The 23,688-nt window shown below is 71.1% G+C and carries 19 protein-coding genes; 15 read left to right on the plus strand and 4 right to left on the minus strand.

Annotated features, from left to right (window positions below; all coding sequences use genetic code 11):
- Positions 1-203: 203 nt before the first annotated feature.
- The gene (carB, locus tag GGD89_RS14400) at positions 204-3,458 is read right to left on the minus strand and encodes a carbamoyl-phosphate synthase large subunit (RefSeq protein ID WP_184046502.1); all 3,255 of its coding nucleotides are present in this window, start codon (positions 3,456-3,458) and stop codon (positions 204-206) included.
- Between the two features lie 212 nt (positions 3,459-3,670).
- Between carB and glmM the strand changes: the two genes are divergently transcribed.
- Positions 3,671-5,035, plus strand: coding sequence for a phosphoglucosamine mutase (gene glmM / locus GGD89_RS14405; RefSeq protein WP_184046504.1), 1,365 nt, complete (start codon positions 3,671-3,673; stop codon positions 5,033-5,035).
- A 42-nt stretch (positions 5,036-5,077) separates the two neighbouring features.
- Here glmM and GGD89_RS14410 read toward each other — a convergent pair whose 3' ends face one another.
- Both GGD89_RS14410 and GGD89_RS14415 read right to left on the minus strand, forming a co-directional pair.
- Positions 5,078-6,103, minus strand: coding sequence for a DMT family transporter (locus GGD89_RS14410; protein WP_184046506.1), 1,026 nt, complete (start codon positions 6,101-6,103; stop codon positions 5,078-5,080).
- Between the two features lie 299 nt (positions 6,104-6,402).
- Positions 6,403-6,747 (minus strand): DUF1476 domain-containing protein, encoded by a 345-nt coding sequence (locus GGD89_RS14415; RefSeq protein ID WP_184046508.1) that lies wholly within the window; start codon positions 6,745-6,747, stop codon positions 6,403-6,405.
- 134 nt (positions 6,748-6,881) lie between these two features.
- Here GGD89_RS14415 and GGD89_RS14420 point away from each other — a divergent pair, with 134 nt between their 5' ends.
- The 8 genes from GGD89_RS14420 to GGD89_RS14455 all read left to right on the plus strand — a co-directional run bounded on the left by GGD89_RS14420 (position 6,882) and on the right by GGD89_RS14455 (position 15,093).
- Positions 6,882-7,637, plus strand: a complete 756-nt coding sequence (locus GGD89_RS14420) for an NRDE family protein (protein ID WP_184046510.1) — start codon at positions 6,882-6,884, stop codon at positions 7,635-7,637.
- 128 nt (positions 7,638-7,765) lie between these two features.
- Positions 7,766-8,182 carry a helix-turn-helix domain-containing protein gene (locus GGD89_RS19760; RefSeq protein ID WP_221238490.1) on the plus strand — a complete coding sequence of 139 codons (417 nt, stop codon included), beginning with the start codon at positions 7,766-7,768 and terminating at the stop codon, positions 8,180-8,182.
- A gap of 213 nt (positions 8,183-8,395) precedes the next feature.
- Positions 8,396-9,166 carry a phosphoribosylaminoimidazolesuccinocarboxamide synthase gene (gene purC / locus GGD89_RS14430; protein ID WP_184046512.1) on the plus strand — a complete coding sequence of 257 codons (771 nt, stop codon included), beginning with the start codon at positions 8,396-8,398 and terminating at the stop codon, positions 9,164-9,166.
- A 346-nt stretch (positions 9,167-9,512) separates the two neighbouring features.
- On the plus strand, positions 9,513-9,758 hold the full coding sequence (gene purS, locus GGD89_RS14435; RefSeq protein WP_184046514.1) for a phosphoribosylformylglycinamidine synthase subunit PurS: 246 nt from the start codon (positions 9,513-9,515) through the stop codon (positions 9,756-9,758).
- A 92-nt stretch (positions 9,759-9,850) separates the two neighbouring features.
- Positions 9,851-10,543: a phosphoribosylformylglycinamidine synthase subunit PurQ gene (purQ, locus tag GGD89_RS14440; protein ID WP_184046516.1), complete on the plus strand. Its 693-nt coding sequence runs from the start codon at positions 9,851-9,853 to the stop codon at positions 10,541-10,543.
- Positions 10,540-12,732, plus strand: a complete 2,193-nt coding sequence (gene purL / locus GGD89_RS14445) for a phosphoribosylformylglycinamidine synthase subunit PurL (protein ID WP_343058614.1) — start codon at positions 10,540-10,542, stop codon at positions 12,730-12,732. Before purQ ends, purL begins: the two co-directional genes overlap by 4 nt.
- 346 nt (positions 12,733-13,078) lie before the next feature.
- Entirely contained in the window at positions 13,079-13,282 is a 204-nt protein-coding gene (locus GGD89_RS14450; protein ID WP_184046518.1) for a hypothetical protein, read from the plus strand.
- A 293-nt stretch (positions 13,283-13,575) separates the two neighbouring features.
- A complete protein-coding gene (locus tag GGD89_RS14455) occupies positions 13,576-15,093 on the plus strand; it encodes a radical SAM/SPASM domain-containing protein (RefSeq protein ID WP_184046520.1) in 1,518 nt (505 codons plus the stop codon).
- Between the two features lie 82 nt (positions 15,094-15,175).
- Here the strand turns inward: GGD89_RS14455 and gabD are convergent, their stop codons facing one another.
- On the minus strand, positions 15,176-16,636 hold the full coding sequence (gene gabD / locus GGD89_RS14460; protein WP_184046522.1) for an NADP-dependent succinate-semialdehyde dehydrogenase: 1,461 nt from the start codon (positions 16,634-16,636) through the stop codon (positions 15,176-15,178).
- A gap of 674 nt (positions 16,637-17,310) precedes the next feature.
- Between gabD and miaB the strand changes: the two genes are divergently transcribed.
- The 6 genes from miaB (at position 17,311) to GGD89_RS14490 (ending at position 23,681) form a co-directional block, all read left to right on the plus strand.
- Positions 17,311-18,735: a tRNA (N6-isopentenyl adenosine(37)-C2)-methylthiotransferase MiaB gene (gene miaB, locus GGD89_RS14465; RefSeq protein WP_343058615.1), complete on the plus strand. Its 1,425-nt coding sequence runs from the start codon at positions 17,311-17,313 to the stop codon at positions 18,733-18,735.
- The gene (locus GGD89_RS14470) at positions 18,732-19,712 is read left to right on the plus strand and encodes a PhoH family protein (RefSeq protein ID WP_184046524.1); all 981 of its coding nucleotides are present in this window, start codon (positions 18,732-18,734) and stop codon (positions 19,710-19,712) included. The genes miaB and GGD89_RS14470 overlap by 4 nt, the downstream gene beginning before the upstream one ends.
- Positions 19,709-20,326, plus strand: a complete 618-nt coding sequence (gene ybeY, locus GGD89_RS14475) for an rRNA maturation RNase YbeY (RefSeq protein WP_184046526.1) — start codon at positions 19,709-19,711, stop codon at positions 20,324-20,326. The genes GGD89_RS14470 and ybeY overlap by 4 nt, the downstream gene beginning before the upstream one ends.
- A 67-nt stretch (positions 20,327-20,393) precedes the next feature.
- The gene (locus tag GGD89_RS14480; protein WP_246423131.1) at positions 20,394-21,401 is read left to right on the plus strand and encodes a hemolysin family protein; all 1,008 of its coding nucleotides are present in this window, start codon (positions 20,394-20,396) and stop codon (positions 21,399-21,401) included.
- Positions 21,398-22,999 carry an apolipoprotein N-acyltransferase gene (gene lnt, locus GGD89_RS14485; RefSeq protein WP_184046527.1) on the plus strand — a complete coding sequence of 534 codons (1,602 nt, stop codon included), beginning with the start codon at positions 21,398-21,400 and terminating at the stop codon, positions 22,997-22,999. The genes GGD89_RS14480 and lnt overlap by 4 nt, the downstream gene beginning before the upstream one ends.
- Positions 23,000-23,156: 157 nt before the next feature.
- Positions 23,157-23,681, plus strand: coding sequence for a helix-turn-helix domain-containing protein (locus GGD89_RS14490; protein ID WP_246423132.1), 525 nt, complete (start codon positions 23,157-23,159; stop codon positions 23,679-23,681).
- Positions 23,682-23,688 lie beyond the last annotated feature (7 nt).

Consider the following 23,688-nt stretch of genomic DNA (forward strand, 5'->3'; position numbering starts at 1 on the left):
GACGGGGCCGCGCCGGAGCGAGGCCAGCGATCGGAACTCGCCAGCCGTGGGGCGACAACCCAGGGCCTGCTCCGCGTCGCACGGACACGCATCCTGGATCGGCGGGGTCCGGACACCAAACGGACGGGTACGCTGAACGGCAATAGGACCCGTGGCGCTCCAATCCATTGCTTGGATCGCCGCGGTGCCAGGGTCTTGGGGTGTCATCCGTTAAAATACGATTGCAGGGGCGCAACATCAAGGCTTTCCCGTTTCAGGGCGGCGATGGCCTTGATGGCCGCGCGAGCACCCTGAAGGGTTGTGTAGTGCGGGATGTTGCGAACCAATGCCGTACGGCGGATCTCGAAGCTGTCCTTGAGCGCCTGCATGCCATGAGTTGTGTTGATGACCATGTGAATCTGACCGGAGATCATCTCGTCGACGCAGTGCGGCCGGCCCTCGCGCACCTTGTTGATCGGCTCGACGGGAAGGCCCATGGCGTCCAGGTGCGCGGCGGTGCCGTGCGTGGCCAGGATGCGGAAGCCCAGGTCAAGAAGCGCCCGCGCCTCCTCCACCAGCGCCAGCTTGTCGTCGTCGCGCACCGAGACGAACACCGTGCCCTCCATGGGCAGGGCCGAGCCGGCGCCGATCTGCGCCTTGGCGAAGGCCCGGTCCAGCGAGGTGTCCAGGCCCATGACCTCGCCGGTGGATTTCATCTCCGGACCCAACACGATGTCCACGCCCGGGAAGCGGGCGAAGGGGAACACCGCTTCCTTGACCGCCACGTGGTCCAGCGGCCGCTCCTCCAGGCCAAAGCTGGCCAGCGGCGCGCCGGCCATGACCCGCGAGGCCACCTTGGCCACCGGCACGCCGGTCGCCTTGGCCACGAAGGGCACGGTGCGGCTGGCGCGCGGGTTGACCTCCAGCAGGTAGACGGTGTCGTCCTTCAGCGCGAACTGCACGTTCATGAGGCCGACCACCTCCAGGCCGCGCGCCAGCGCCCGGGTCTGCGCCTTCATCTCCGCCATCAGCGCATCGGAGATCGAGAAGGGCGGCAGCGCGCAGGCGGAGTCCCCGGAGTGCACACCGGCTTCCTCGATGTGCTGCATAATGCCGGCGATGTAGACATCCGTGCCATCGCAGACGGCGTCCACGTCCACCTCGATCGCGCCTTCCAGGTAGGCGTCGACCAGCACCGGGCTGGCGCCGCTGACCCGCACGGCGTGGGTCATGTAGCGCTCCAGGCCCTCCTCGGTATAGACGATCTGCATGGCCCGCCCGCCCAGCACGTAGGACGGCCGCAGCACCGCCGGATAACCGATGCGGTCGGCGATGGCGCGGGCCTCCTCCAGCGAGGTGGCGGTGCCGTTGCGCGGCTGGCGCAGGCCCAGCCGGTCCAGCAGCGCCTGGAATCGCTTGCGGTCCTCGGCCAGGTCGATGGAGTCGGGCGTGGTGCCGAGGATGGGGATCCTGGCGGCCTCCAGGGCGCGGGCCAGCTTCAGGGGCGTCTGCCCGCCGAACTGGACGATCACCCCCAGAACCTGGCCGTGACTTTGTTCGCGGCGCACGGCCTCGATCACGTCCTCGGCGGTCAACGGTTCGAAGTACAGCCGGTCGGCCGTGTCGTAGTCCGTGGACACGGTCTCCGGGTTGCAGTTGATCATGATGGTCTCGAAGCCCGCGGCCGACAGGTCGAAGGCGGCGTGACAACAGCAGTAGTCGAACTCGATGCCCTGGCCGATGCGGTTGGGACCGCCGCCCAGGATGACGATCTTGCGGCGGTCGGTGGGCTCGGACTCGCAGGTGGCCGGCTCGATGCCATTGCCCTCGTAGCAGGAGTACATGTAGGGCGTGCGCGAGGGGAACTCGCCGGCGCAGGTGTCGATGCGCTTGTAGACCGGATGCACGTTCAGCACCTGGCGGCGGAAAGAGACCTCGGTCAGGGTCTTACCGGTCAGCGCCGACAGCCGCTCGTCGGAAAAGCCCATGGCCTTGACGCGCATCATCTCGGACGCGCTGGTCGGCAGGCCGGCGTCGGCGAGGCGTGTCTCCTCGTCCACGATCTCCTTGATGCGCTCCAGGAACCACGGGTCGTAGGAACAGGCGGCGCGGACGTCCTCGACGCCGAGGCCATGGCGGAACGCCTGGGCGATGATCAGGATGCGGTCGGGGCCGGGCCGGGTCAGGGCGGCGCGCACGGCGTTCCGGGCCTCGGCGGGATCGGTGCTGTCGGCGCCCTCGATGGGCACCTCGTCCAGGCCGTTCAGCCCCGTCTCCAGCGACCGCAACCCCTTCTGCAGGCTTTCGGCGAAGGTGCGGCCGATGGCCATGGCCTCGCCCACCGACTTCATCGACGAGTTCAGCAGCGGCTCGGTGTCGGGGAACTTCTCGAACGTGAAGCGCGGCAGCTTGGTGACCACGTAGTCGATGGTCGGCTCGAACGCGGCCGGGGTACAGCCGGTAATATCATTGGTCAGTTCGTCGAGCGTGTAGCCCACCGCCAGCTTGGCGGCCACCTTGGCGATGGGGAAGCCGGTGGCCTTGGAGGCCAGCGCCGACGAGCGCGAGACGCGCGGGTTCATCTCGATGACCACCAGGCGGCCATCCTTGGGGTTGACGGCGAACTGCACGTTCGACCCGCCGGTCTCCACCCCGATCTCCCGCAGGCAGGCGATCGAGGCGTCGCGCATGATCTGGTATTCCTTGTCGGTCAGCGTCAGCGCCGGCGCGACGGTCACGGAATCTCCGGTGTGCACCCCCATGGGGTCCACGTTCTCGATGGAGCAGACGATAATGCAGTTGTCCGCCTTGTCGCGGACCACCTCCATCTCGTACTCCTTCCAGCCGAGCACCGACTCCTCGACCAGCACCGAGTGCACCGGCGAGGCCGCCAGGCCAGCGGCGACGATGCGGTCGTACTCGGCCCTGTTGTAGGCGATGCCGCCCCCCAGGCCGCCCAGCGTGAAGGAGGGGCGCACGATCACCGGCAGGCCGATCTCGTCCATGGCGCGGGCGGCCTCGCGCATGTCGTGCACCAACTGGCTGCGCGGGCTCTCCAGGCCGATGCGGTCCATGGCCTCGCGGAACAGCAGCCGGTCCTCGGCCTTGGCGATCACGTCCTGGCGCGCGGCGATCATCTCCACGCCATACGTGTCGAGGATCCCCCGGTTGGCCAGTTCCATCGCCGTGTTCAGGCCGGTCTGGCCGCCCATGGTGGGCAGCAGGGCGTCCGGACGCTCCCGGGCGATGATCTTCTCGACGATCTCCGGGGTGATCGGCTCGATATAGGTGGCATCGGCCGTCTCCGGGTCGGTCATGATGGTGGCCGGGTTGGAGTTGACCAGGATCACCCGGTAGCCCTCGGCCCGCAGCGCCTTGCACGCCTGGGCACCGGAGTAGTCGAATTCCACGGCCTGGCCGATGACGATGGGGCCGGCGCCGATGACCAGGATGCTCTTGATGTCGGTCCGTTTGGGCATGGGTGCTCTTCTGATCGCGCAGGAAGGGAGCGGCGCCGAAAGGCGGGAGCCGGGCGCGCGGCGGCGACCCCGCGTCCGGGTCGGCGGCCGGGCGCGGGGGTCTTACCACAGGTGACCGGGTTTGGACATTCCCCTTGATGGCGGGCGGAGGCCCCTTTATGACCGAGTCCCTCTCCCCGCGTCGGGGGTCATCGCCAGTCAGGACACCCATCATGAACACGCGAACGCTGTTCGGCACCGATGGGGTGCGCGGCACCGCCAACACCGAACCCATGACCGCCGACCTGGCGCTGCGCCTGGGCATGGCCGCCGGCGCCTACTTCACCCGGGGCGACCACCGTCACACCGTGGTCATCGGCAAGGACACGCGGCTGTCGGGCTACCTGCTGGAACCGGCGCTGACCGCCGGCTTCATCGCCGTGGGCATGGACGTGGTGCTGCTCGGGCCGCTGCCGACGCCGGCGGTGGCGATGCTCACCCGCTCGCTGCGCGCCGACCTGGGGGTGATGATCTCGGCCTCGCACAACGCGTATCAGGACAACGGGATCAAGCTGTTCGGGCCAAACGGCTTCAAGCTGTCCGATGCCGCCGAGGCGGAGATCGAGCACCTGCTGGACAACGGCCTGGAGGGCCGCCGGGTGTCCCCGGACGCGCTGGGACGGGCGCGCCGCCTGGATGACGCGGGCGGGCGCTATATCGAGGCCGTCAAGGCCACCTTCCCGCGCGGCCTGCGCCTGGACGGCCTGAAGATCGTGCTGGACTGCGCCCATGGCGCCGCCTACCGCGTGGCGCCGCGCGTGCTCTGGGAACTGGGCGCCGAGGTCATCCCGCTAGGGATCGAGCCCGACGGCTTCAACATCAACCGCGACCGGGGCTCGCTGGCCACCGAGGCCATGCGCCATGCGGTGGTGGCGCACGGCGCCGACCTGGGCCTGGCGCTGGACGGCGACGCCGACCGGGTGGTGCTGGCCGACGAGAAGGGCGACCTGGTGGACGGCGACCAGGTGCTGGCGGTGATCGCGCGGGCCTGGCGCGACGACGGCCGCCTGCGGGGCGGCGGCGTGGTGGCCACGGTCATGTCGAACCTCGGCCTGGAGCACCACTTGAAAGACCTGGGCCTGTCCCTGGCGCGCACCCCGGTGGGCGACCGCTACGTGGTGGAGCACATGCGCGCCCAGGGTTTCAACCTGGGCGGCGAGCAATCCGGCCACATCGTCATGTCCGATGTGGGGACCACCGGCGACGGCCTGGCCGCCGGTCTTCAGGTGCTGGCGGCGCTGGTCCAGGGCGGCCGGCCGGCCAGCGCCGCCCTCACGGTGTTCGAGCCCCTGCCCCAGGTGCTGCGCAATGTGCGCGTGGCCGGTCCGCGCGCGCCCGCCGAGGTGCTGACCCTGACCCCGGTGACGGCGGCCATCGCCGAGGGCGAGGCGCGGCTGACCGATCGGGGCCGCATCCTCATCCGCAAGTCCGGCACCGAACCCTTGATCCGCGTCATGGCCGAGGGGGAGGACGACGCCCTGGTCTCCGCCGTGGTCGACGACATCGTCACCGTCATCCAGGCCAGCGTGGCGCCGTGACGGCGTGATGGGGCGGCCGGAGGCCGTCCCCTCGCGAGGCGGCTACCCCCGCGCCGTGCCGCCACGCCACGCCGCCAGCAGTGCGACCGCGCCCAGCAGCAGGGCGCCGCCGATCAGGCCGAGCGGCCCCAGGCGCTCGCCGAACAGCCCCCAGGCCAACACCGCCGCCGTCAAGGGCTCCAGCAGCACCACCACCGCCGACCCGGTGGCCGTGGCCCGGCGCATGCCCCACAGGAACAGGCCGTAGGCCAGCGCCGTGGGCACCAGGCCCATGTACAGCACCACCCCCCAGGCCACGGCGGAGTCGGGCCACAGCGGCGCGCCCCCGGTCAGCCGCGCCGCGCCGGCGAGGGCCGCCAGCACCACCGCCCCGACCCCGAAGCCGAGCGCGATGATGCGGAACGGATGGTGGCGACGCGCCAGGGCGCGACTGGTCAGGGTGAACACGGCATAGCTGACGGCCGCCGCCCCGGCCATCGCCACGCCAACGCCGACGGTGGCGGCCCCGGCGGACATCGGCCCCGGCACGCCCACCAGCAGCGCCACGCCCACCACCGACAGGGCCACCGCCACCAGGGTGCGCGCGCCCAGCGGTTCGCGCAGCACCAGACGGGCCAGCAGCGCGACCAGCACCGGCGCCGCGCACAGCGCCAGCAGGGTGGCCAGCGTCACCCCCACCCGCGCCACGGCACCGAAGTAGAGCCCCTGGTAGGCGGCCTGGGAGAGACCCAGCAGCACCAGCGCGCCGATGTCGCGCCGGTCCAGCGGACCACCGGGCAGGCGCGCCGCCAGCACGGCCATCAGGGGCGCGGCCAGCACCAGGCGCCAGGCGCCCACCGTCAACGGGTCCAGGGTGGAGAGATCGAACAGAAACCGGGACGCGATGCCCACCGTGCCCCACAACAGCGCCGCCAGGGCGACCAGCGCCAGGCCGTTCGGCCGGCGGCCGCCGTCGCCCGGGCGCCGCGTGGCATCGGCCTTGGGATCATCGATGGAATGGTGGGTGTGGGGGTCGAGGTCAGGGAGTCGCGAGTCCCGCCCGTGCGGGGTGTGTCCGGCGGTCGTCATGGCGCCGCTCCTTTCCGTCCATCGTGTACGCGCGATCGGTGGCGACCGATGCGCACGACGGACGGCCCCGCCCCCGCGCCCAACGAGGGCAAGGGATGGCGGAACCGCCGGACAGCGGCGCGGCCGGTCGCCTCAGGTCAGGGACCCGACGACCGGTGGCGGCAACACGGCAAGGGACAGATGGGCAAGGGTCGGCATGCAGGATGCTCCAACTGCGGATCGCGGCGGCCGGGGCACGCGGGCCGGGGCCAGTCACGGTCCCGGGACGACGACACCCCCCCGGATCCGTTCGCTCCGGATCAATGAAGCGGAGTCCCGGCGATCTCGCCGTGAACCTGCTCTTCGGCCTCCTGGAGCAGCTTGGCCAGCCGCAGGTCCAGGCGGTGGCGGGAGATGGTGAGGCCCTTGGCCGTCATGTCCGCCTGAGCCTTGGCGAGGACGCTGTCCTCGGCGGGGTGCACCAGATCGTGATCAACCATCTCCTGGGCGTAGGCCTCGGCGGCCTTCCCGGACAGCCCGATCTGTCCCGCCACCCAGAGACCCAACAGCTTGTTGCGGCGCGTCACCACACGAAACCGGATCGCCTCATCCTGTTCGTACTTCGCCTCGAAGCCCTTTCCGCGCTCGCGAAACGGATCGGTCATGGTCCTCCCCTCATTAGTCGGTTTTGTGTCACCACGACGGCCGACGTTATACACTCTGGCGGGTGACGGGCGGTACCCCCATTTTTCCCGGGACTGTAACACCCCGTTCCACCGACCGAGGAGCCCCGCGTCCCATGTGCACCGTCATCCTGTTGCGCCGGCCCGATCATGCCTGGCCCCTGGTGCTGGCCGCGAACCGCGACGAGATGCGCGACCGGCCATGGACCGGCCCCGGGCGGCTGTGGCCCGACCGGCCGGAGGTGGTGGCCGGGCGCGACGACCTGGCCGGCGGCTCGTGGCTGGGCCTGAACGACCACGGCGTGGTGGCCGCGATCCTCAACCGCCACGGCACCCTGGGACCGGCCGACGGCAAGCGCAGCCGGGGCGAACTGGTGCTGGAGGCCCTGGACCACGCCGACGCCATCGAGGCGGCTCGCGCCCTGGCCGACCTGAACCCGGATGCCTATCGGCCGTTCAACATGGTCGTCGCCGACAGCCGCGACGCCCTGTGGCTGCGCCACGCGGGCCGGGGGCCGATCGAGGTCCGGCCCGTCGACGAGGGCCTTTGGATGCTGACCGCGCGCGACCTGAACGACACCGCCGACCCGCGCATCGCCGCCAATCTGGCGCGCGTTCGGGCGCTCCCCGCCCCCGACCCGACCCGGCCGGACGGCTGGGACGCCTGGACGGCGGCGCAGGGCCGCGCGGCGGATCCGGCGGCACCCTCGGCCGCCGCCGGCCTGTGCTTCGCGCTGGACAGCGGCTTCGCCACCGTGTCGGCGGCGCAGATCGCCCTGCCGGCGCCCGCGCTGGACGGCCCGGCCCCGGTGTTCCGCTTCGCCCCGGGACCGCCCGACCGCACCCCGTTCGCCCCCCTGCCCCTCGACTGAGCAACCGCGCGCATGGCGCGATTTTCCCTTGCGATCCCGGCGGACGCGCGCTGTCATGGCGATGTCCCGTTGGGATGGGAACAGGCCGTCCCGGTTCAGCCGGCCACGCCGCGAGGACACCGCCGCCCGTGACACCGAAAGCCTTCAAGCAGTGGCGCAAGGGCGTCATGCGCATGTCGCAGAAGGAAGCCGCCGAGGCCCTGGGCCTGAAGCGGCGGGTGGTGCAGTACTACGAAAAGGGGGAGCGTGACGGCGAGCCCCTGGAGATTCCAAAGGCGGTCCGCCTGGCCTGCTTCGCCCTCACCCAGGGGGTCACCGACTACCAGGGTCTGGACGTCCAGGACCCGGCCATCGGCGCCAAGACCACGACGCCGGACCCGGCGACCGAGACCACGCCCCCGGCGGGATCCGGCGGCAAGGCCAAGTCCAAGAAGCGCCGCGCGCCGCGAAACCGCAAGCACGCGACCCCGGGCGCCGTCGCGACGGCCGACGCCGAGGACGGCGACCAGGACGCCGTGGGACAGATCGAGAAGGTCGGCGCCTGACCGGCCGCACCTCCAGGCCCCCGGGACGCCACCATCTACAAACGCCTTCCCCCCCGTGCCGTGGCACGGTAATGTGCGCGGGCTCGTCCGTCGGCTGTCCCGACGGCGATCAACGGTGTTTTCCCAATCCGCCGGCGCCTCCCGCCGGCTCGCCCGTCAGGTGCCCCCTCTCGCGCCGACGCGTGCTCTCGCAACCCCTCATGACGACCAAAGATGGCCCGACGCAGACAACTCTACGAAGGCAAGGCGAAGATCCTGTTCGAGGGGCCGGAGCCCGGCACCCTGGTACAGTACTTCAAGGACGACGCAACCGCCTTCAACAACCAGAAGAAGGGTACGATCACCGGCAAGGGGGTGCTCAACAACCGCATCAGCGAGTACCTGATGCAGCGCCTGCAGGAGATCGGCATCCCCACCCATTTCGTGCGCCGACTCAATATGCGCGAGCAATTGGTGCGCGAGGTGGAGATCATCCCCATCGAGGTGGTGGTGCGCAACGTCGCCGCCGGCTCGCTGTCCAAGCGCTTCGGCATCCAGGACGGCACGGTGCTGCCGCGCTCCATCGTCGAGTATTATTACAAGAGCGACGACCTGGGCGATCCGATGATCACCGAGGAGCACATCACCGCCTTCGGCTGGGCCGCGATCCAGGACCTGGACGAGATCATGAGCCTGTCGCTGCGGGTCAATGACTACCTGTCCGGCCTGTTCCTGGGCATCGGCCTGAAGCTGGTCGACTTCAAGCTGGAATTTGGCCGCCTCTACGACGACCAGACCGACGAGATGCACATCGTCCTGGCCGACGAGATCAGCCCCGACAACTGTCGCCTGTGGGACGTCCGGACCAACGAGCGGCTGGACAAGGACCGCTTCCGCCGCGACATGGGCGGCGTCGAGGAAGCCTACCAGGAGGTGGCCCGCCGCCTGGGAATCCTGCCGGAAGGCGGTCCCCGCGACATGCCCGGCCCGGCGACGATGCAGTAGTGTTCTGGTCGCCGCAACCCGGCGGCCGCCCGGGTTTGGTTGTCTTGATCGCCGCGTCGCGGCGCCGGCCCATTCGGGCATCGGTCCGGAGCGGTGAACGTCAAGGGTCTGAACGCCCGGACTCCTCCCTCATGAATGGGGAGGCTGGGAGGGGGTTTGACGACCCGAGTGCCCTGCTCCAGACGAAAGATGCCGTCCGCATTCTTTTGTCTGAATCGAAAGGGCACCAGAAACAATGTTTTGTGCAGCAACGTTTGCATTCAAGGGGGGCTCCCTTGACTGCGTCGCCGCACTAGCCCGCCGCGCCATGCGACCGGGCGCTGTAACGCTCTGGAGGATCCCGCCCGTGAAGGCCCGCATCCACGTTTCCCTCAAGCCCGGGGTGCTTGACCCCCAGGGCAAGGCCATCCTCGGCGCCCTGGAGTCCATGGGCTTCGACGGCGTCCAGGACGCCCGCCAGGGCAAGTTGATCGAACTGGACCTGGACGACGACACCGATGCCGACACCGCCCGCGCCCGCGTGGACGACATGTGCCGGCGGCTTCTCGCCAACACGGTGATCGAAAAGTACACCATCGACCTGGAGGGGTGAGTCCCCGCCATCCCGTCGGGACGCGCGACGGTGGCGTGGCCGCTCCGTCCGCGTCATCTCCTCTGATCCTCCGTCTCAAGGGATCCCCCCCCGTGAAAGCCGCCGTCATCGTCTTCCCCGGGTCCAACTGCGACCGCGACGTGGCCGTCACGCTGCGTGACGTCACCGGCCAGGACCCGCGCATGCACTGGCATGCCGACCCCGACCTGCCCGAGGACCTGGACCTGATCGTCCTGCCGGGCGGGTTTTCCCACGGCGACTACCTGCGCTGCGGCGCCATGGCCGCCCAGGCGCCGGTGATCGCCGCCGTGCGGCGCCAGGCCCAGCGCGGCGTGGCCATGCTGGGCATCTGCAACGGCTTCCAGGTGCTGTGCGAGACGGGCCTCCTGCCCGGCGCGCTGATGCGCAACCGGGACCTGACGTACATCTGCAAGGACGTGCACCTGAAGGTGGTCACGACCGACACCATCTTCACCAGCCGCTACGATCCCGCCCGGGTCGTCCGCATCCCCATCGCCCACCACGACGGCAACTATGTCGCCGACCTGCCCACGCAATGCATGCTGGAGGACGAGGATCGCGTCGCCGTCCGCTACTGCGACGCCGCCGGCCGGGTGGTGGACGAGGCCAATCCCAACGGCTCCACCGCCAACATCGCCGGCGTCCTGTCGGAGAACCACCGCATCCTGGGTCTGATGCCGCATCCGGAGCGGCTGGCCGATCCGCGCCTGGGCGGCACCGACGGCCGCGCCCTGTTTACCTCGCTGCTGGAGGCGCTGTCGTGAGCGACGCCAAGATCACCCCCGAGATCGTCGCCGAGCACGGCCTGAACGCCGAGGAATACGCCCGCGTCCTGGAGATCATGGGCCGCGAGCCCAACATCACCGAACTGGGCATCTTCTCGGTGATGTGGTCGGAGCACTGCTCCTACAAGTCGTCGAAGAAGTGGCTGAAGACCCTGCCGACCACCGCCCCCTGGGTCATCCATGGTCCCGGCGAGAACGCCGGCGTGGTGGACATCGGCGACGGCCTGACCGCCGTCTTCAAGATGGAAAGCCACAACCACCCCAGCTTCATCGAACCCTACCAGGGCGCCGCGACCGGCGTGGGCGGGATTCTGCGCGACGTGTTCACCATGGGCGCGCGCCCGGTCGCCAACCTCAACGCGTTGCGCTTCGGCGCCCCGGACCACCCCAAGACCCGCCACCTGATCTCCGGCGTCGTCTCCGGCATCGGCGGCTACGGCAATTGCGTGGGCGTGCCCACCGTGGGCGGCGAGGTCAACTTCCACCCCGGCTACAACGGCAACATCCTGGTCAACGCCATGACCGTGGGCATCGCGCCCGCCGACCGCATCTTCACCTCGCAGGCGCGCGGCGTGGGCAACCCGGTGGTCTATGTGGGCTCGAAAACGGGCCGCGACGGCATCCACGGCGCCACCATGGCCTCCGCCGAGTTCTCCGCCGACTCCGAGGAAAAGCGCCCCACCGTCCAGGTGGGCGACCCGTTCACCGAAAAGCTGCTGATCGAGGCCTGCCTGGAGCTGATGGACACCGACGCCATCGTCGCCATCCAGGACATGGGCGCGGCCGGCCTGACGTCGTCCAGCTTCGAGATGGCCTCCAAGGGCGGCCTGGGCGTGGATCTGGCGCTGGACACCGTGCCCATGCGCGAGGCGGGCATGACGCCCTACGAGCTGATGCTGTCGGAAAGCCAGGAGCGCATGCTCATGGTGCTTCAGCCGGGCAAGGAGCACGTGGCCCGCGCCATCTTCGAGAAGTGGCACCTGGACTTCGCCGTCATCGGCCGGCTGACCGACACCGGGCGCATGGTGCTCACCTGGCACGGCGAGACGGTGGCCGACCTGCCCATCGACCCGCTGGCCGAGGCCGCCCCCGAGTACGACCGGCCGTGGGAACCCACGCCCGCTCCGGCGCCCCTGGATCCGGCGACCGTGCCGGTGGTGCCCTGGACCGAGGCGCTGACGCGGCTCATGGGCTCGCCCGACCTGGCCAGCCGGCGGTGGATCTGGGAGCAGTACGACCACATGGTCATGGGCGACACGGTGCAGCGCCCGGGCGGCGACGCCGCCGTGGTGCGCATCCACGGCACGGACCGGGGGCTGGCGGCGACCACCGACTGCACGCCCCGCTACGTGGGCGCCGACCCGGTCATGGGCGGCCGTCAGGCGGTGGCCGAGGCGTGGCGCAATCTCACCGCCACCGGCGCCCGGCCCCTGGCCGTCACCGACAACCTGAACTTCGGCAACCCCGAGAAGCCGCGCATCATGGGCCAGGTGGTGGGCGCCTGCCAGGGCATCGCCGAGGCCTGCCGGGCGCTCGATTTCCCGGTCGTGTCCGGCAACGTCAGCCTCTACAACGAGACCGAGGGCCAGGCCATCCCGCCCACGCCGACCATCGGTGGCGTGGGGGTGATCGACGACCTGGACCGCATGGCCACGGTGGCAGTCCCGGCCGAGGGCGAGGCGATCCTGGTGATCGGCGGTGGCCCGGCGGACGGCTGGCTGGGCCAGAGCCTGTACCTGCGCGAGATCGCCGGCCGCGAGGAAGGCGCGCCCCCCCCCGTCGACCTGGCGGTCGAGCGCCGCACGGGCGATCTGGTGCGGGGCCTGATCCAGGCCGGACGGGTGACCGCCTGCCATGACGTCTCGGACGGCGGCCTGCTGGTGGCGGTGGCCGAGATGGCGCTCGCCGGGAGCATCGGCGCGACCCTGTCGGTCGACACCACGCCCGCCGCCTTGTTCGGCGAGGACCAGGGCCGCTATGTGGTCACCCTGCCCGAGGCCGAGGCCGCGTCCCTGCTGGCCGACCTGGGCGGGACCGCCCGGCGCATCGGTGTCACGGGCGGCGACGCCCTCGTCATCGGCGCCGATTCCGTGGCCCTGGCCACCGTGCGGACGGCTCACGACGGCTGGCTGCCGGGGATCATGAGCAGCACTCCGGGACGGTCCTGAGCCACCGCGCCACCGTCATCAAACATCACCGGCTCGCGCGGACGAGCGCAAGGGGACGGCGTCTCATCCCGCCGCCGGTGTACACAACCGGATGGTGCCCCCGCGCCATCCGTCGGTGGTATACGCCCCGACATCGGGCACATACACAACTTTTTTATATAAAAATTCATTTATGCGTGCCCTGGTTTACAAAACGCGTTCGTTCCGCTAGCATAACATTGGACTCGGGGGGGGTCCGAAACCTCGACCACCCTTGAGCCGGAGAGGACCGGAGGTCCGGCCATCGTCGCGGCGCCGCCCTCTTCCATCGGCCCCTGGGCCATCGCCCCGCTCGAGGAGCATCACCATGCCGAGCAGAGACATGCCTGATCTGTCACACCTGTCCGGTCGCGATATGGAAAAGGTCGCCGAAGCCATCGGCGCCGGCCCGATCCGCGCCCTGGTGCTCAACAAGGACGCCATCGCCGCCCTGGCCGTGGAGGACGTCAACAAGCTGGCCGAACTGGCCGCCGCGTCCCGGGCCCACTGCGGCGGCTTCGGCTGCGGCTGAGGTCGACCCGGTCCTTGCGGGAGGGCGTGATCCCGGGCTCACGCCCTCTCCCGGTCCGTCCCCCTGCATGGCGGCGCCGGCGGTCTCGACAACCGTCTCCCCGGGCCCCTCGCGTCCTCCCGCCACGGCGCCCCCCGGGCGAAAATCCTTTTGACGGCTCCGCGCCGAAAGACCACCCTTGGATCAGATCACGATCCACGACATCCATCGCGTCACGGGCATCGCCGCATCGCGCCGCCGCCCACCGCCGTCGCGGTGCCGCTGGCCCGGTCGCCGTTCCAAGCGAGGTCATCATGTCGGACTGGACCACGCATGCGGAGCACGCCCCCGCGTGCCTCCCCTCCTGCGGATCCGGGCGCTTCACGGTGGTCACCGGAGAAACCCGGTCATACCTCTTCCTGCCGGAGCTCTATTCCCTCTGCCAGGCCCCGGACGCGGTGTTCGAGGCCCTATCGCCGTTCGAGTCGGGGCGCTTCGCCGCCAACCTCCCGGGACTCAAGCCCGGCGAGCTGGCGGCCCGCGCGACCATGCGCGACCTGATCGCCGAACGCCGCCACGACACCCCGGACCTCGTGGACGGGGCGGCCACCGGCGCGTCCGCCGACCCCGGGACCACCGACGGCATCACCGATCTGGTCCTGAACGTCAGCCAGACCTGCAACCTCGCCTGCGCCTACTGCTACGCCGACGCCCTGAACAAGACCAACACCCGCATGAGCCCGGAGACGGCCGAGGCGGCCATCGACCGCGCCCTGTCGCTGTCCCGCGCCGGCCTGCACAGCGTCAAGTTCCTGGGCGGCGAACCCACGCTGGCCTTCGACACCATCCGCCACGCCGTGGCCCACGTCGAACGGCGCGGCCGGGCCATGGGCCGCCCGGCGCCGGCCTTCGTGGTGGTCACCAACGGCACCAGGGTCACCGACGCCATGATCGCCTTCTTCCGCGCGCATGACGTCTATGTGCTGGTCAGCCTGGACGGCCCCGCCGGCATCCACGATACCCTGCGGCCCCGGGCCGGCGGTCAGGGATCCCACGACGCGGCCTCGCGCACCGTCACCCGCATGGTCGCCGCCGGCGTCGATGTCGCCGTCGAGGGCGTCTACACCAAGGCCCACGCCGACCGGGGCCTGTCGGTCGCGGACATGGCCCGCCACTACCGGGACCTGGGCATCACGGAGATGCAGATCTCGCTGGCCCTGGGCACCTGGCACGGCCAGCACTGCCCGGACGACCTGGCGGCGATCGCCGACGACTTCGCCCGCCTGGCCCGGGACAGCGTGCGGTCCCTGCGCACGACCCGGCCGTTCCTGCTGCGCGGCATCCACTTCGTGCTGGACGGCCTGGTGACGCGCGAGGTGCGCGCCCATGCCTGCGGCGCCGGCCGCACCTTCATGGCGGTCAACGCCGACGGCACCGCCTATCCCTGCTACCTGCTGGAGTCGGAGGAGACGCGCTACGGCCCGGTCGGCGACGACTGGGACGGCGCGCGCCACGCGCGGATCGCGGCGCGCTTCCAGGCCAACGGCAAGGCCCATCATCCGCAGTGCCAGCAGTGCTGGGCGCGCGAACTCTGCCACACCTGCCTGGGCGCGCGCTTCCTGTCGGACCCGCGCATCGACAAGCCGCCGGACTGGTTCTGCGCGGTCCAGAAGACGGCCATGTCGGCGGCGCTGGGGGCGTTCGCCGACGCCGTCGCCGACGACGCGACCCGGCCGCTGTTCCTGCGCAACCTGCGGCGCGTCATCGAACCCCGCCGGCCGACCCGGATCTCCGGCCCGCCGACGCTGCCGGCGCCGGTGGCCGCCGAGTAGGCATCCGGCACCACGACCGGCCGGCGGTGCTCCTGGGTCTGCCGCGTCAGGTCCGGGACGGACCGTTGTGTACCGGCGGGCCCTACCGGTCCACGCCGCCCAGGCACAGGTACTTGATCTCCAGGAAGTCCTCCATGCCGTACTTGGAGCCCTCGCGGCCCAGGCCGGATTCCTTCACCCCGCCGAAGGGGGCGACCTCGGTGGAGATGATGCCCTCGTTGACGCCGACGATGCCGTACTCCAGGCCCTCGGACACCCGCCAGACCCGCCCCATGTCGCGGGCGTAGAAGTAGGCGGCCAGGCCGTATTCGGTGTCGTTGGCCATGTCCACGGCCTCGGCCTCGGTGGAAAAGCGGTAGAGCGGCGCCACGGGGCCGAAGATCTCCTCGCGGAACACCCGCATGCCGTCGGTGACCCCGGTCAGGATGGTGGGCTCGTAGAAGGTGCCTCCCAGGGCGTGGGGCTTGCCGCCCAGGGCCACCCGGGCGCCCTTGTCGACGGCGTCGCCAACCAGCGCCTCGACCTTCTCCAGGGCGGCGGCGTCGATCAGCGGGCCTTGCTGGGTCTCGCCGGCCAGGCCGTCGCCCACCGTCAGGCCCTTCACCGCCGCCGCCAGCTTCTCGGCGAAGGCGTCGTACACGCCGTCCTGCACCAGCAGACGGTTGGCGCACACGCAGGTCTGGCCGGTGTTGCGGTACTTGGAGGCCATGGCCCCGGCCACGGCGGCGTCCAGGTCGGCGTCGTCGAACACGATGAAGGGCGCGTTGCCGCCCAGTTCCAGCGACACCTTCTTCACGGTGCCGGCGCACTGTTCCATGAGGGTCTTGCCGATCTCCGTGGAGCCGGTGAAGGACAGCTTGCGCACCAGGGGGTTGGCCGTCATCTCGCCGCCCACCTGCGAGGACTTGGCGGTGGTCAGCACGTTGAGCACCCCGGGGGGGATGCCCGCCCGCTCGGCCAGGTCGGCCAGCGCCAGCGCCGACAGCGGCGTCAGCGCCGCCGGCTTGATGACCACCGGGCAGCCGGCGGCCAGGGCCGGCGCGCATTTGCGGGTGATCATGGCGTTGGGGAAGTTCCAGGGCGTGATGGCGGCCACCACGCCGATGGGCTGCTTGATGACCAGGATGCGCTTATCCGGGCCATGCGACGGGATGACGTCGCCGTAGACGCGCTTACCCTCCTCGGCGAACCACTCGATGAAGCTGGCGCCGTAGGCGATCTCCCCCCGGGCCTCGGCGAGGGGCTTGCCCTGCTCGGCGGTCATCAGGATCGCCAGGTCGTCCTGGTGGGCCATGATCAGGGTGAACCAGTCGCGCAGGATGGTCGCGCGCTGCTTGGCGGTCAGCGCCCGCCAGGCGGGCCAGGCGGCATTGGCGGCCTCAATGGCGCGGCGGGTCTCGTCGACGCGCATGTCGGGCACGCGGGCCAGCTCGGCGCCGGTCGCGGGGTTGGTGACGGCGAAGGTGGCGCCGCTGTCGGCGCCGACCCACTGGCCGTTGACGTAGCACTGCTGGCGCAGAAGGCGGTTCTCGGTCAGCTTCATGGTCGGATGTCCTCTGGACCGTGGGCGGTCGGATGGGGTGGGCGGCCGCGCCCAAACTTGCCGCGCTGGGGCGCACCGCGCTGGGGCGGAGTCTAGCACCGGGCGCCGGCCCGCCGCGAGCCCACCCCGGGGCGCGCGCCCCGGCATGACGAACAGTTCATGACCGGGAAAGCTGCCGGAAAGGGGACCTCCCTCAGTGTTTCGAGTGTTGAAAGCGTCCCCTTCACGATCTTTCAATCCCCCCGGTCGGCGCCGCGATCCCCCTCGCGGCGCCGATTGGCGTTGCCGCGCCGCCGGACCGGGGTCAGCCGCGCGCGCATCGCTTGACAAGCCCGGGTCACCCACGCACCTTGGACGGACGGGCCGGGGAACGAGACGTCGGCCGGACGGTACGCGCATACGTCGGGACCACATCCAGATCGTGCGGTCCCGCGCGGCGCGTCGGGGACGACGCGGGTCGTTCATGCAAGGGCCGGCGGGCGCGTCCCGGCCGCCCGCGTGGAGCGGACCCGGGGTGGCCCGGCACGGGTCCCCGGAGGCGGATCCCCGGACCTGGACGTCCAGACCTGGAGTCCCGGATCTGGAGACATGCTCCGTCCGACCGCCCGTTGGCATGACCTCGCATTGGGACCGCGGCCCGTCCGCGACATCGAGCCACCCGCGTGACCAGACCCGTGACCAAGACACCATCCAAGACTGTCTGCATCAAGACCTACGGCTGCCAGATGAACGTCTATGACGCCGCCCGCATGGCGGACGTCCTGGCGCCGCTTGGGTACCGGCCGGTGACGGAGCCGGCCGAGGCCGACATGGTGCTGCTCAACACCTGTCACATCCGCGAGAAGGCGTCCGAGAAGGTGTTCTCGGAGCTGGGCCGGCTGCGCCAACTGCGCCAGGTGCGGATCGACCGTGGCCTGGGGCGCATGGTGATCGGCGTGGCCGGCTGCGTCGCCCAGGCGGAGGGCGCCGAACTGCTGGCCCGCGCGCCCTGGGTGGACCTGGTGCTGGGGCCGCAGACCTACCACCGCCTGCCGGAAATGCTGGCCCGCCTGGCCCGCGAGGGCGGTGCCCAGTTGGACACCGACTTCCCGGCCGATCCCAAGTTCGACCACCTGCCGGCGCCCGGGCCGCGCGGCCCGTCGGCGTTCCTGTCCATCCAGGAGGGTTGCGACCGCTTCTGCACCTTCTGCGTGGTGCCCTATACCCGGGGCGCCGAGGTCTCCCGCCCGGCGGCGGCGGTCCTGGACGAGGCCCGCGCCCTGGTGGATCAGGGCACGACCGAGATCACGCTCCTGGGCCAGAACGTCAACGCCTATCACGGCGACGGGCCGGACGACGGCGCCGCCTGGAGCCTGGCCCGCCTGATCCGCGCCCTGGCCGAGATCCCCGGCCTGACGCGCCTGCGCTACACCACCAGCCACCCGCGCGACCTGACCGACGACCTGATCGCCGCCCACGCCGAGGTGCCGGCGCTGATGCCCTTCCTGCATCTGCCCGTCCAGTCCGGATCGGACCGCATCCTCAAGGCCATGAACCGGGGCCATACCGCCGAGGCGTACCGGCGCGTGGTGGACCGGCTCAGGGCGGCGCGCCCGGATCTGGCGCTGTCCTCCGACTTCATCGTCGGCTTCCCGGGCGAGACGGAGGCGGATTTTCAGGACACCCTGAGTCTGGTGCGCGCGGTCCACTTCGTGCAGGCGTACTCCTTCAAGTATAGCCCGCGCCCGGGCACCCCGGCGGCCGCCCGGCCCGGACAGGTCCCCGATCCAATCAAGGGCGAGCGCCTGGCGCGGCTCCAGGAGGTGCTGAACACCCAGCAGAGCCTGTTCAACCGTCAGTGCGTGGGCCAGGAAATGGACGTCCTTCTGGATCGCGTCGGACGGCGGCCGGGTCAGCTTCTGGGGCGCAGCCCGTGGATGCAGCCGGTGCACGTGTCGGCGCCGGCCGCCATCCTGGGACGGTCCTGCCGGGTGCTGATCGTCGACGGCCAGCCCAACAGCCTGGCCGGCCGCCTGGTGACGCCGGCGACCGAGCCGCCGTCGGCGGACGCGGACGCGGCCCCGGCCGCTGCTCCGACTCCCACGAGGATCCCCGCGTGACCGACCTCGCCACCCGGGTGACCCGCGTCTACGCCGACAATGGCGTGCTTCAGGTGCTGTTCGGCCCCGGCCACGAAAATCTGGCGTGCCTGGAAACCCGGCTGGGCATCGCCTGCCATACCCGGGGCAACGAAGTGACCCTGAGCGGCGCGGGCGAACCGGTGGAGATCGCCGCCCGCGCCCTGGACGCCCTGTACGACCGCGCCCGCGCCGGCGAGGACGTGGCCACCGCCGACCTGGAGGCCGCCATTCGCCTGGGACAGGCGCCGGCGCCGGTCGTGGCCGGGCCCACGCCGGTGTTGCGCACCCGCAAGCGCACCTTCACCGCCCGCACGGCGGGGCAGGCGCGCTACCTTTCGGCCATGGCCTCCCACGATGTGGTGTTCGGCCTCGGGCCGGCGGGCACCGGCAAGACCTTCCTGGCGGTGGCCCAGGCGGTGGCGCTGAAGATGCAGGGCGCGGTCGAGCGCATCATCCTGTCGCGCCCGGCGGTCGAGGCCGGCGAGCGCCTCGGCTTCCTGCCCGGCGACCTGCGCGAGAAGGTGGATCCCTACCTGCGGCCCATCTATGACGCCCTGCACGCCATGCTGCCGGGTGACGAGGTCATGCGCCGCCTGGAGGCGGGCGAGATCGAGGTCGCGCCGCTGGCCTTCATGCGCGGACGCACCCTGTCCAACGCCTTCATCATCCTGGACGAAGCCCAGAACACCACGCCGACACAGATGAAAATGGTCCTGACCCGCATGGGAGAAAACGCGCGCATGGTCGTCACCGGTGACATGAGCCAGGTCGACTTGCCCTCGGGCGCCCGCTCCGGCCTGGGGGACGCCCTGGAGACGTTGCAGGGGGTGGAGGGCATCGCCGTGGTGCACTTCGACCACCAGGACGTGGTGCGTCACGACATGGTGGCGCGCATCGTGCGGGCCTACGAGGCCCGTGACCGGGCCGCCACCCGCCCGGAGACTCCCCGGTCATGACGCCCGCCCCCACCACCGAGGCCCCCGACACCGCCGCCGTGACGCTGGAGATCGACGTGATGGTCGAGGCGCCGGCCTGGCGCGGCGCCGTGAAGGGAGTCGAGGGGCTCTGCCGGCGGGCCGCCGAGGCCGCCGTGCTGACCGCCCTGCCCGGCTCCCCGCTGGCCGACGCGCCCTGTCTCGGCGCGCCGGGACTGGGGCTGTGCGTGGTGCTGGAGGACGACGCGGCCGTCACCGCCCTCAACACGGCGTACCGGGGCCGGAACACGCCCACCAACGTGCTGGCCTTCGCCGCGCTGGAGGATGCCGACGGCACCGTCGTCCTGCCCGGTGCCGGCGAGAACGGCAGTGCGGACGACCACGGCGAGGAGGACGACCCGGCGCACCTGGGCGACGTGATCGTCGCCTTCGAGACCACGCGCGACGAGGCCGCCCGCGACGGCCGGACGCTGACCGATCATCTGGCCCATCTGGTGGTGCATGGGGTGCTGCACCTGCTGGGCCATGACCACCAGGACGACGCCGAGGCGGCGGACATGGAGTCCCTGGAAACCCGTATCCTGGCCACCCTGGGCATCGCCGACCCCTACGCCGGCGCGGACGCCACCCCCTGAGTGCCCCGAGGCCGGGCACGCCCGCCGCTTCGCCCCCCGGCGCCCGGTGGCCGGCGCCCCGGGGGCCATGGAACTGGAGACAATGAACGACGACACGCCAAGGAGACCGCCGGGACGGTCGCCGCGAGCATCCGGTGCCGCAGCCGACGACGACCCGGCACCCCCCAGCCCGCCCCCGCCGGGTGGGGACCCCACGGCCGGTAGCGCCGATGCCGGCGATCGCCCGGGGGGCTGGTTGCGGGGCCTGTTGCGGAGCCTGGGCAACGGCGACGCGTCGATCCGCGACACCCTGGAGGAACTCATCGAGGAGCGCCAGGACGCCGAGCATCCCATCGACGGGCACGAACGCCTGCTGATCGCCAACATCCTGCACCAGCGCGACATGACCGCCGAGGACGTGATGGTCCCGCGCCCCGACATCGTCGCCCTGGAGGAAACCGCCAGCCTGGCCGACATCGCCCAACTTTTGGTGCGGGCCGGGCACTCGCGCATGCCCGTTTTCCGGGGCACGCTGGACATGGTACTCGGCATGGTGCATATCAAGGACCTGATCCCCAACCTGCATGGCGGCCAACCACCGGATCTGAGCGCGCTCGCGCGGCCGGTGCTGTTCGTCTCGCCCAGCATGCGGGTGCTCGACCTGCTGCTGGAGATGCGCCTGAAGCGCACCCACATGGCGCTGGTGGTGGACGAGTACGGCGGCATCGACGGCCTGGTGACCATCGAGGACCTGGTGGAACAGATCGTCGGCGAAATCGAGGACGAGCACGACGTGGTCGCCGACCCGGAGGTGGTGGCCCAGGACGACGGGTCGGTGATCGCCGACGCGCGCCTGGACCTGGAGGCGTTCGAGGACCGCTTCGGCGCCTTCCTCAGCGACGAGGAGCGCGAGGAGACCGATACCCTCGGGGGCCTGGTCTTCCGCCTGGCCGGGCGGGTGCCCAGTCGCGGCGAGTTGATCGTCCACGAGAGCGGCATGGAGTTCGAGATCCTCGATGCCGACCCCCGGCGCGTGAAGCGCCTCCGGTTGCGGAACCTGCCGGACACCATCCGTCCCGGGGCCAACGGCGCATGATGGCCCGCGTGGCGGCGGCCGTGCGCGACCTGCGAGGCTGGCGCCGCCACGGCACCGCCACCGCGCTCGGCGCCGCCGCCGCGCTGGCCCTGCCACCCTTCCACGTCGTGCCGGCCCTGCTGGTGGGCCTGACGGGCCTGGTCTGGCTGCTGGATGGCGCGCCCCGCCGGCGCGGCGCCTTCGCCGCCGGCTGGTGGTTCGGTCTGGGCTGGTTCGCCGTCGGCCTGCACTGGATCGCCCATGCGCTGCTGGTGGACGCCGCCCGCTTCGGCTGGCTGATCCCCCTGGCCATCGGCGGCCTGGCGGCGGTGCTGGCGCTGTTCACGGGTCTGGGGACGCTGCTGGCCGGCCTCTGGTGGCGCCCCGGACGGCCGTCGCGGGTGCTGGTGCTGGCCGGGGCCTGGACCCTGGCCGAGGCGCTGCGGGGCTGGGCCTTCACCGGCTTTCCCTGGAACCAGCCGGCCACCGTGTGGATGCCCTGGCCGGCCGCGCTGCAAACGGCGGCGCTGATCGGCGCCCTGGGCCTGAGCGCGCTGACCGTGCTGGCGCTGGCCGCGCCGGCGGTGCTGGCCGACGCCGGCGCCGCCCGCTGGCGGCGCGGCGGCGTGCTGGCGCTGGCCGGGGCGGCGCTGCTGGCGCCGACGCTCTGGGGTCAGGTCCGGCTGACCCGGCCGCCCCCCGCCGATGTGGCGGGGGTGCGCCTGCGTCTGGTGCAGCCCAACTACACCCAGGCGGAGAAATGGGACCCGGCGCGGCGCGACCTGAACCTGCTCGATCAGGTGGAGATGAGCCGGGCGCCGGGGTTCGAGGCCGTCACCCATGTCATCTGGTCGGAGACCGCCTCGGTCTTCCCGCTGGCCACGGACACCGAGCGGCGGCGCCTGGTGGCCGCGGCCGCGCCCCCCGGCGGCCTGCTGCTGACCGGCGCGCCGCGCGTCTCGCCGCCGGGAACGACCCCGTTCCAGGTCTGGAACAGCCTGCTCGCGGTCACGCCGGCGGCGACGATCGCCGGCGCCTATGACAAGCATCACCTGGTGCCCTTTGGCGAGTACGTGCCGTTTCGGGATATCCTGCCCCTTGAGAAGATCACCCCCGGCGCCCTCGACTTCACCCCCGGCCCCGGGCCAACCACCCTCGACCTGCCCGGCACCCCGCCGGTGTCGCCGCTGATCTGCTACGAGGTGATCTTCCCCGGCCAGGTGGTGGACGCCGCCGCGCGGCCCACCTGGATGGTCAACGTCACCAACGATGGCTGGTACGGAACGAGTCCCGGACCGTATCAGCATCTGGCCACCGCGCGGTTGCGCGCCGTGGAAGAAGGCGTACCCTTGGTCCGTGTGGCCAACACCGGCATCTCGGCGGTGGTCGATGCGATGGGACGCGTGACCGGGCGGCTGGATCTGGGCACGCGGGGCGTGCTGGATGCCGCCCTGCCCGGCGCCATGCCGCCCACGCCCTTCGCCCGCCTGGGCATGCCGGTGCCCCTGGCCCTGGCGCTGGCCCTGTTGATGGCCGGCGCCGTCGGGGGGTGGGGATGGCGACAGGGAGGGCGCGCCCGGCGCGCGCCAGAGAGCGCACAGCGTAAAAACACAGCCTGACCATAGCTGTATATTTACCTAGGGCTTGCGTGTTGACCGGCGTATCTACCCTCGCCTATTGTCTAGGTGTCGGGACCGTTGCTCGGCGCGTGAGTTCCTAAACCGTCGGACGACCAACCGCGCCGAAGACTCGGGCACCACCGGGGACTTGACGATCATGGCCGAACACCAGGACCAGCCCATGCGGCTGTCGACCCGCGGACGCACACCGTCGGGCAAGCCCAATCCCGTGGACGTGCATGTGGGCGCGCGCATTCGCCTGCGCCGGACCTTGCTCGGCATGAGCCAGGAAAGCCTCGGAGAGGCCATTGGCCTGACCTTTCAGCAGGTGCAGAAGTACGAGCGCGGCGCCAATCGCGTCGGGGCCAGCCGGTTATGGGACTTGAGCCGGGTTCTCGACGTTGCTGTGTCGTACTTCTTCGAGGACATGGACGACGACGTGTCCAGCCTGAGCCCCCGGCACATTCGCGGCGCCATCGAGGAACCGCGGGAATCGCGGGACGCCGACCCCCTGACCCGGCGCGAAACCCTGGAACTGGTGCGGGCCTACTACCGCATTCCCAGCCCCCAGGTACGCCGGCGGGTGTTCGAGTTGACCAAGACCCTGGGCACCCCGGATGACCCGCCCGATGCCGCCTCCGTCGAGATCGAGGCCGACCGCGACGCGCCGCCGGCGGAGTGATGGGGCT

Origin of the sequence: Roseospira visakhapatnamensis (assembly GCF_014197915.1) — a bacterium.
GTDB classification, from domain to species: Bacteria; Pseudomonadota; Alphaproteobacteria; order Rhodospirillales; family Rhodospirillaceae; genus Rhodospira; species Rhodospira visakhapatnamensis.

Coding starts and splice junctions, on each gene's coding strand:
- carB (WP_184046502.1), bottom strand. CDS start 3,458: ATGCCCAAACGGACCGACATCAAGAGCATCCTGGTCATCGGCGCCGGC.
- glmM (WP_184046504.1), top strand. CDS start 3,671: ATGAACACGCGAACGCTGTTCGGCACCGATGGGGTGCGCGGCACCGCC.
- GGD89_RS14410 (WP_184046506.1), bottom strand. CDS start 6,103: ATGACGACCGCCGGACACACCCCGCACGGGCGGGACTCGCGACTCCCT.
- GGD89_RS14415 (WP_184046508.1), bottom strand. CDS start 6,747: ATGACCGATCCGTTTCGCGAGCGCGGAAAGGGCTTCGAGGCGAAGTAC.
- GGD89_RS14420 (WP_184046510.1), top strand. CDS start 6,882: ATGTGCACCGTCATCCTGTTGCGCCGGCCCGATCATGCCTGGCCCCTG.
- purC (WP_184046512.1), top strand. CDS start 8,396: ATGGCCCGACGCAGACAACTCTACGAAGGCAAGGCGAAGATCCTGTTC.
- GGD89_RS14450 (WP_184046518.1), top strand. CDS start 13,079: ATGCCGAGCAGAGACATGCCTGATCTGTCACACCTGTCCGGTCGCGAT.
- GGD89_RS14455 (WP_184046520.1), top strand. CDS start 13,576: ATGTCGGACTGGACCACGCATGCGGAGCACGCCCCCGCGTGCCTCCCC.
- gabD (WP_184046522.1), bottom strand. CDS start 16,636: ATGAAGCTGACCGAGAACCGCCTTCTGCGCCAGCAGTGCTACGTCAAC.
- ybeY (WP_184046526.1), top strand. CDS start 19,709: ATGACGCCCGCCCCCACCACCGAGGCCCCCGACACCGCCGCCGTGACG.
- GGD89_RS14480 (WP_246423131.1), top strand. CDS start 20,394: ATGGAACTGGAGACAATGAACGACGACACGCCAAGGAGACCGCCGGGA.
- lnt (WP_184046527.1), top strand. CDS start 21,398: ATGATGGCCCGCGTGGCGGCGGCCGTGCGCGACCTGCGAGGCTGGCGC.
- GGD89_RS14490 (WP_246423132.1), top strand. CDS start 23,157: ATGGCCGAACACCAGGACCAGCCCATGCGGCTGTCGACCCGCGGACGC.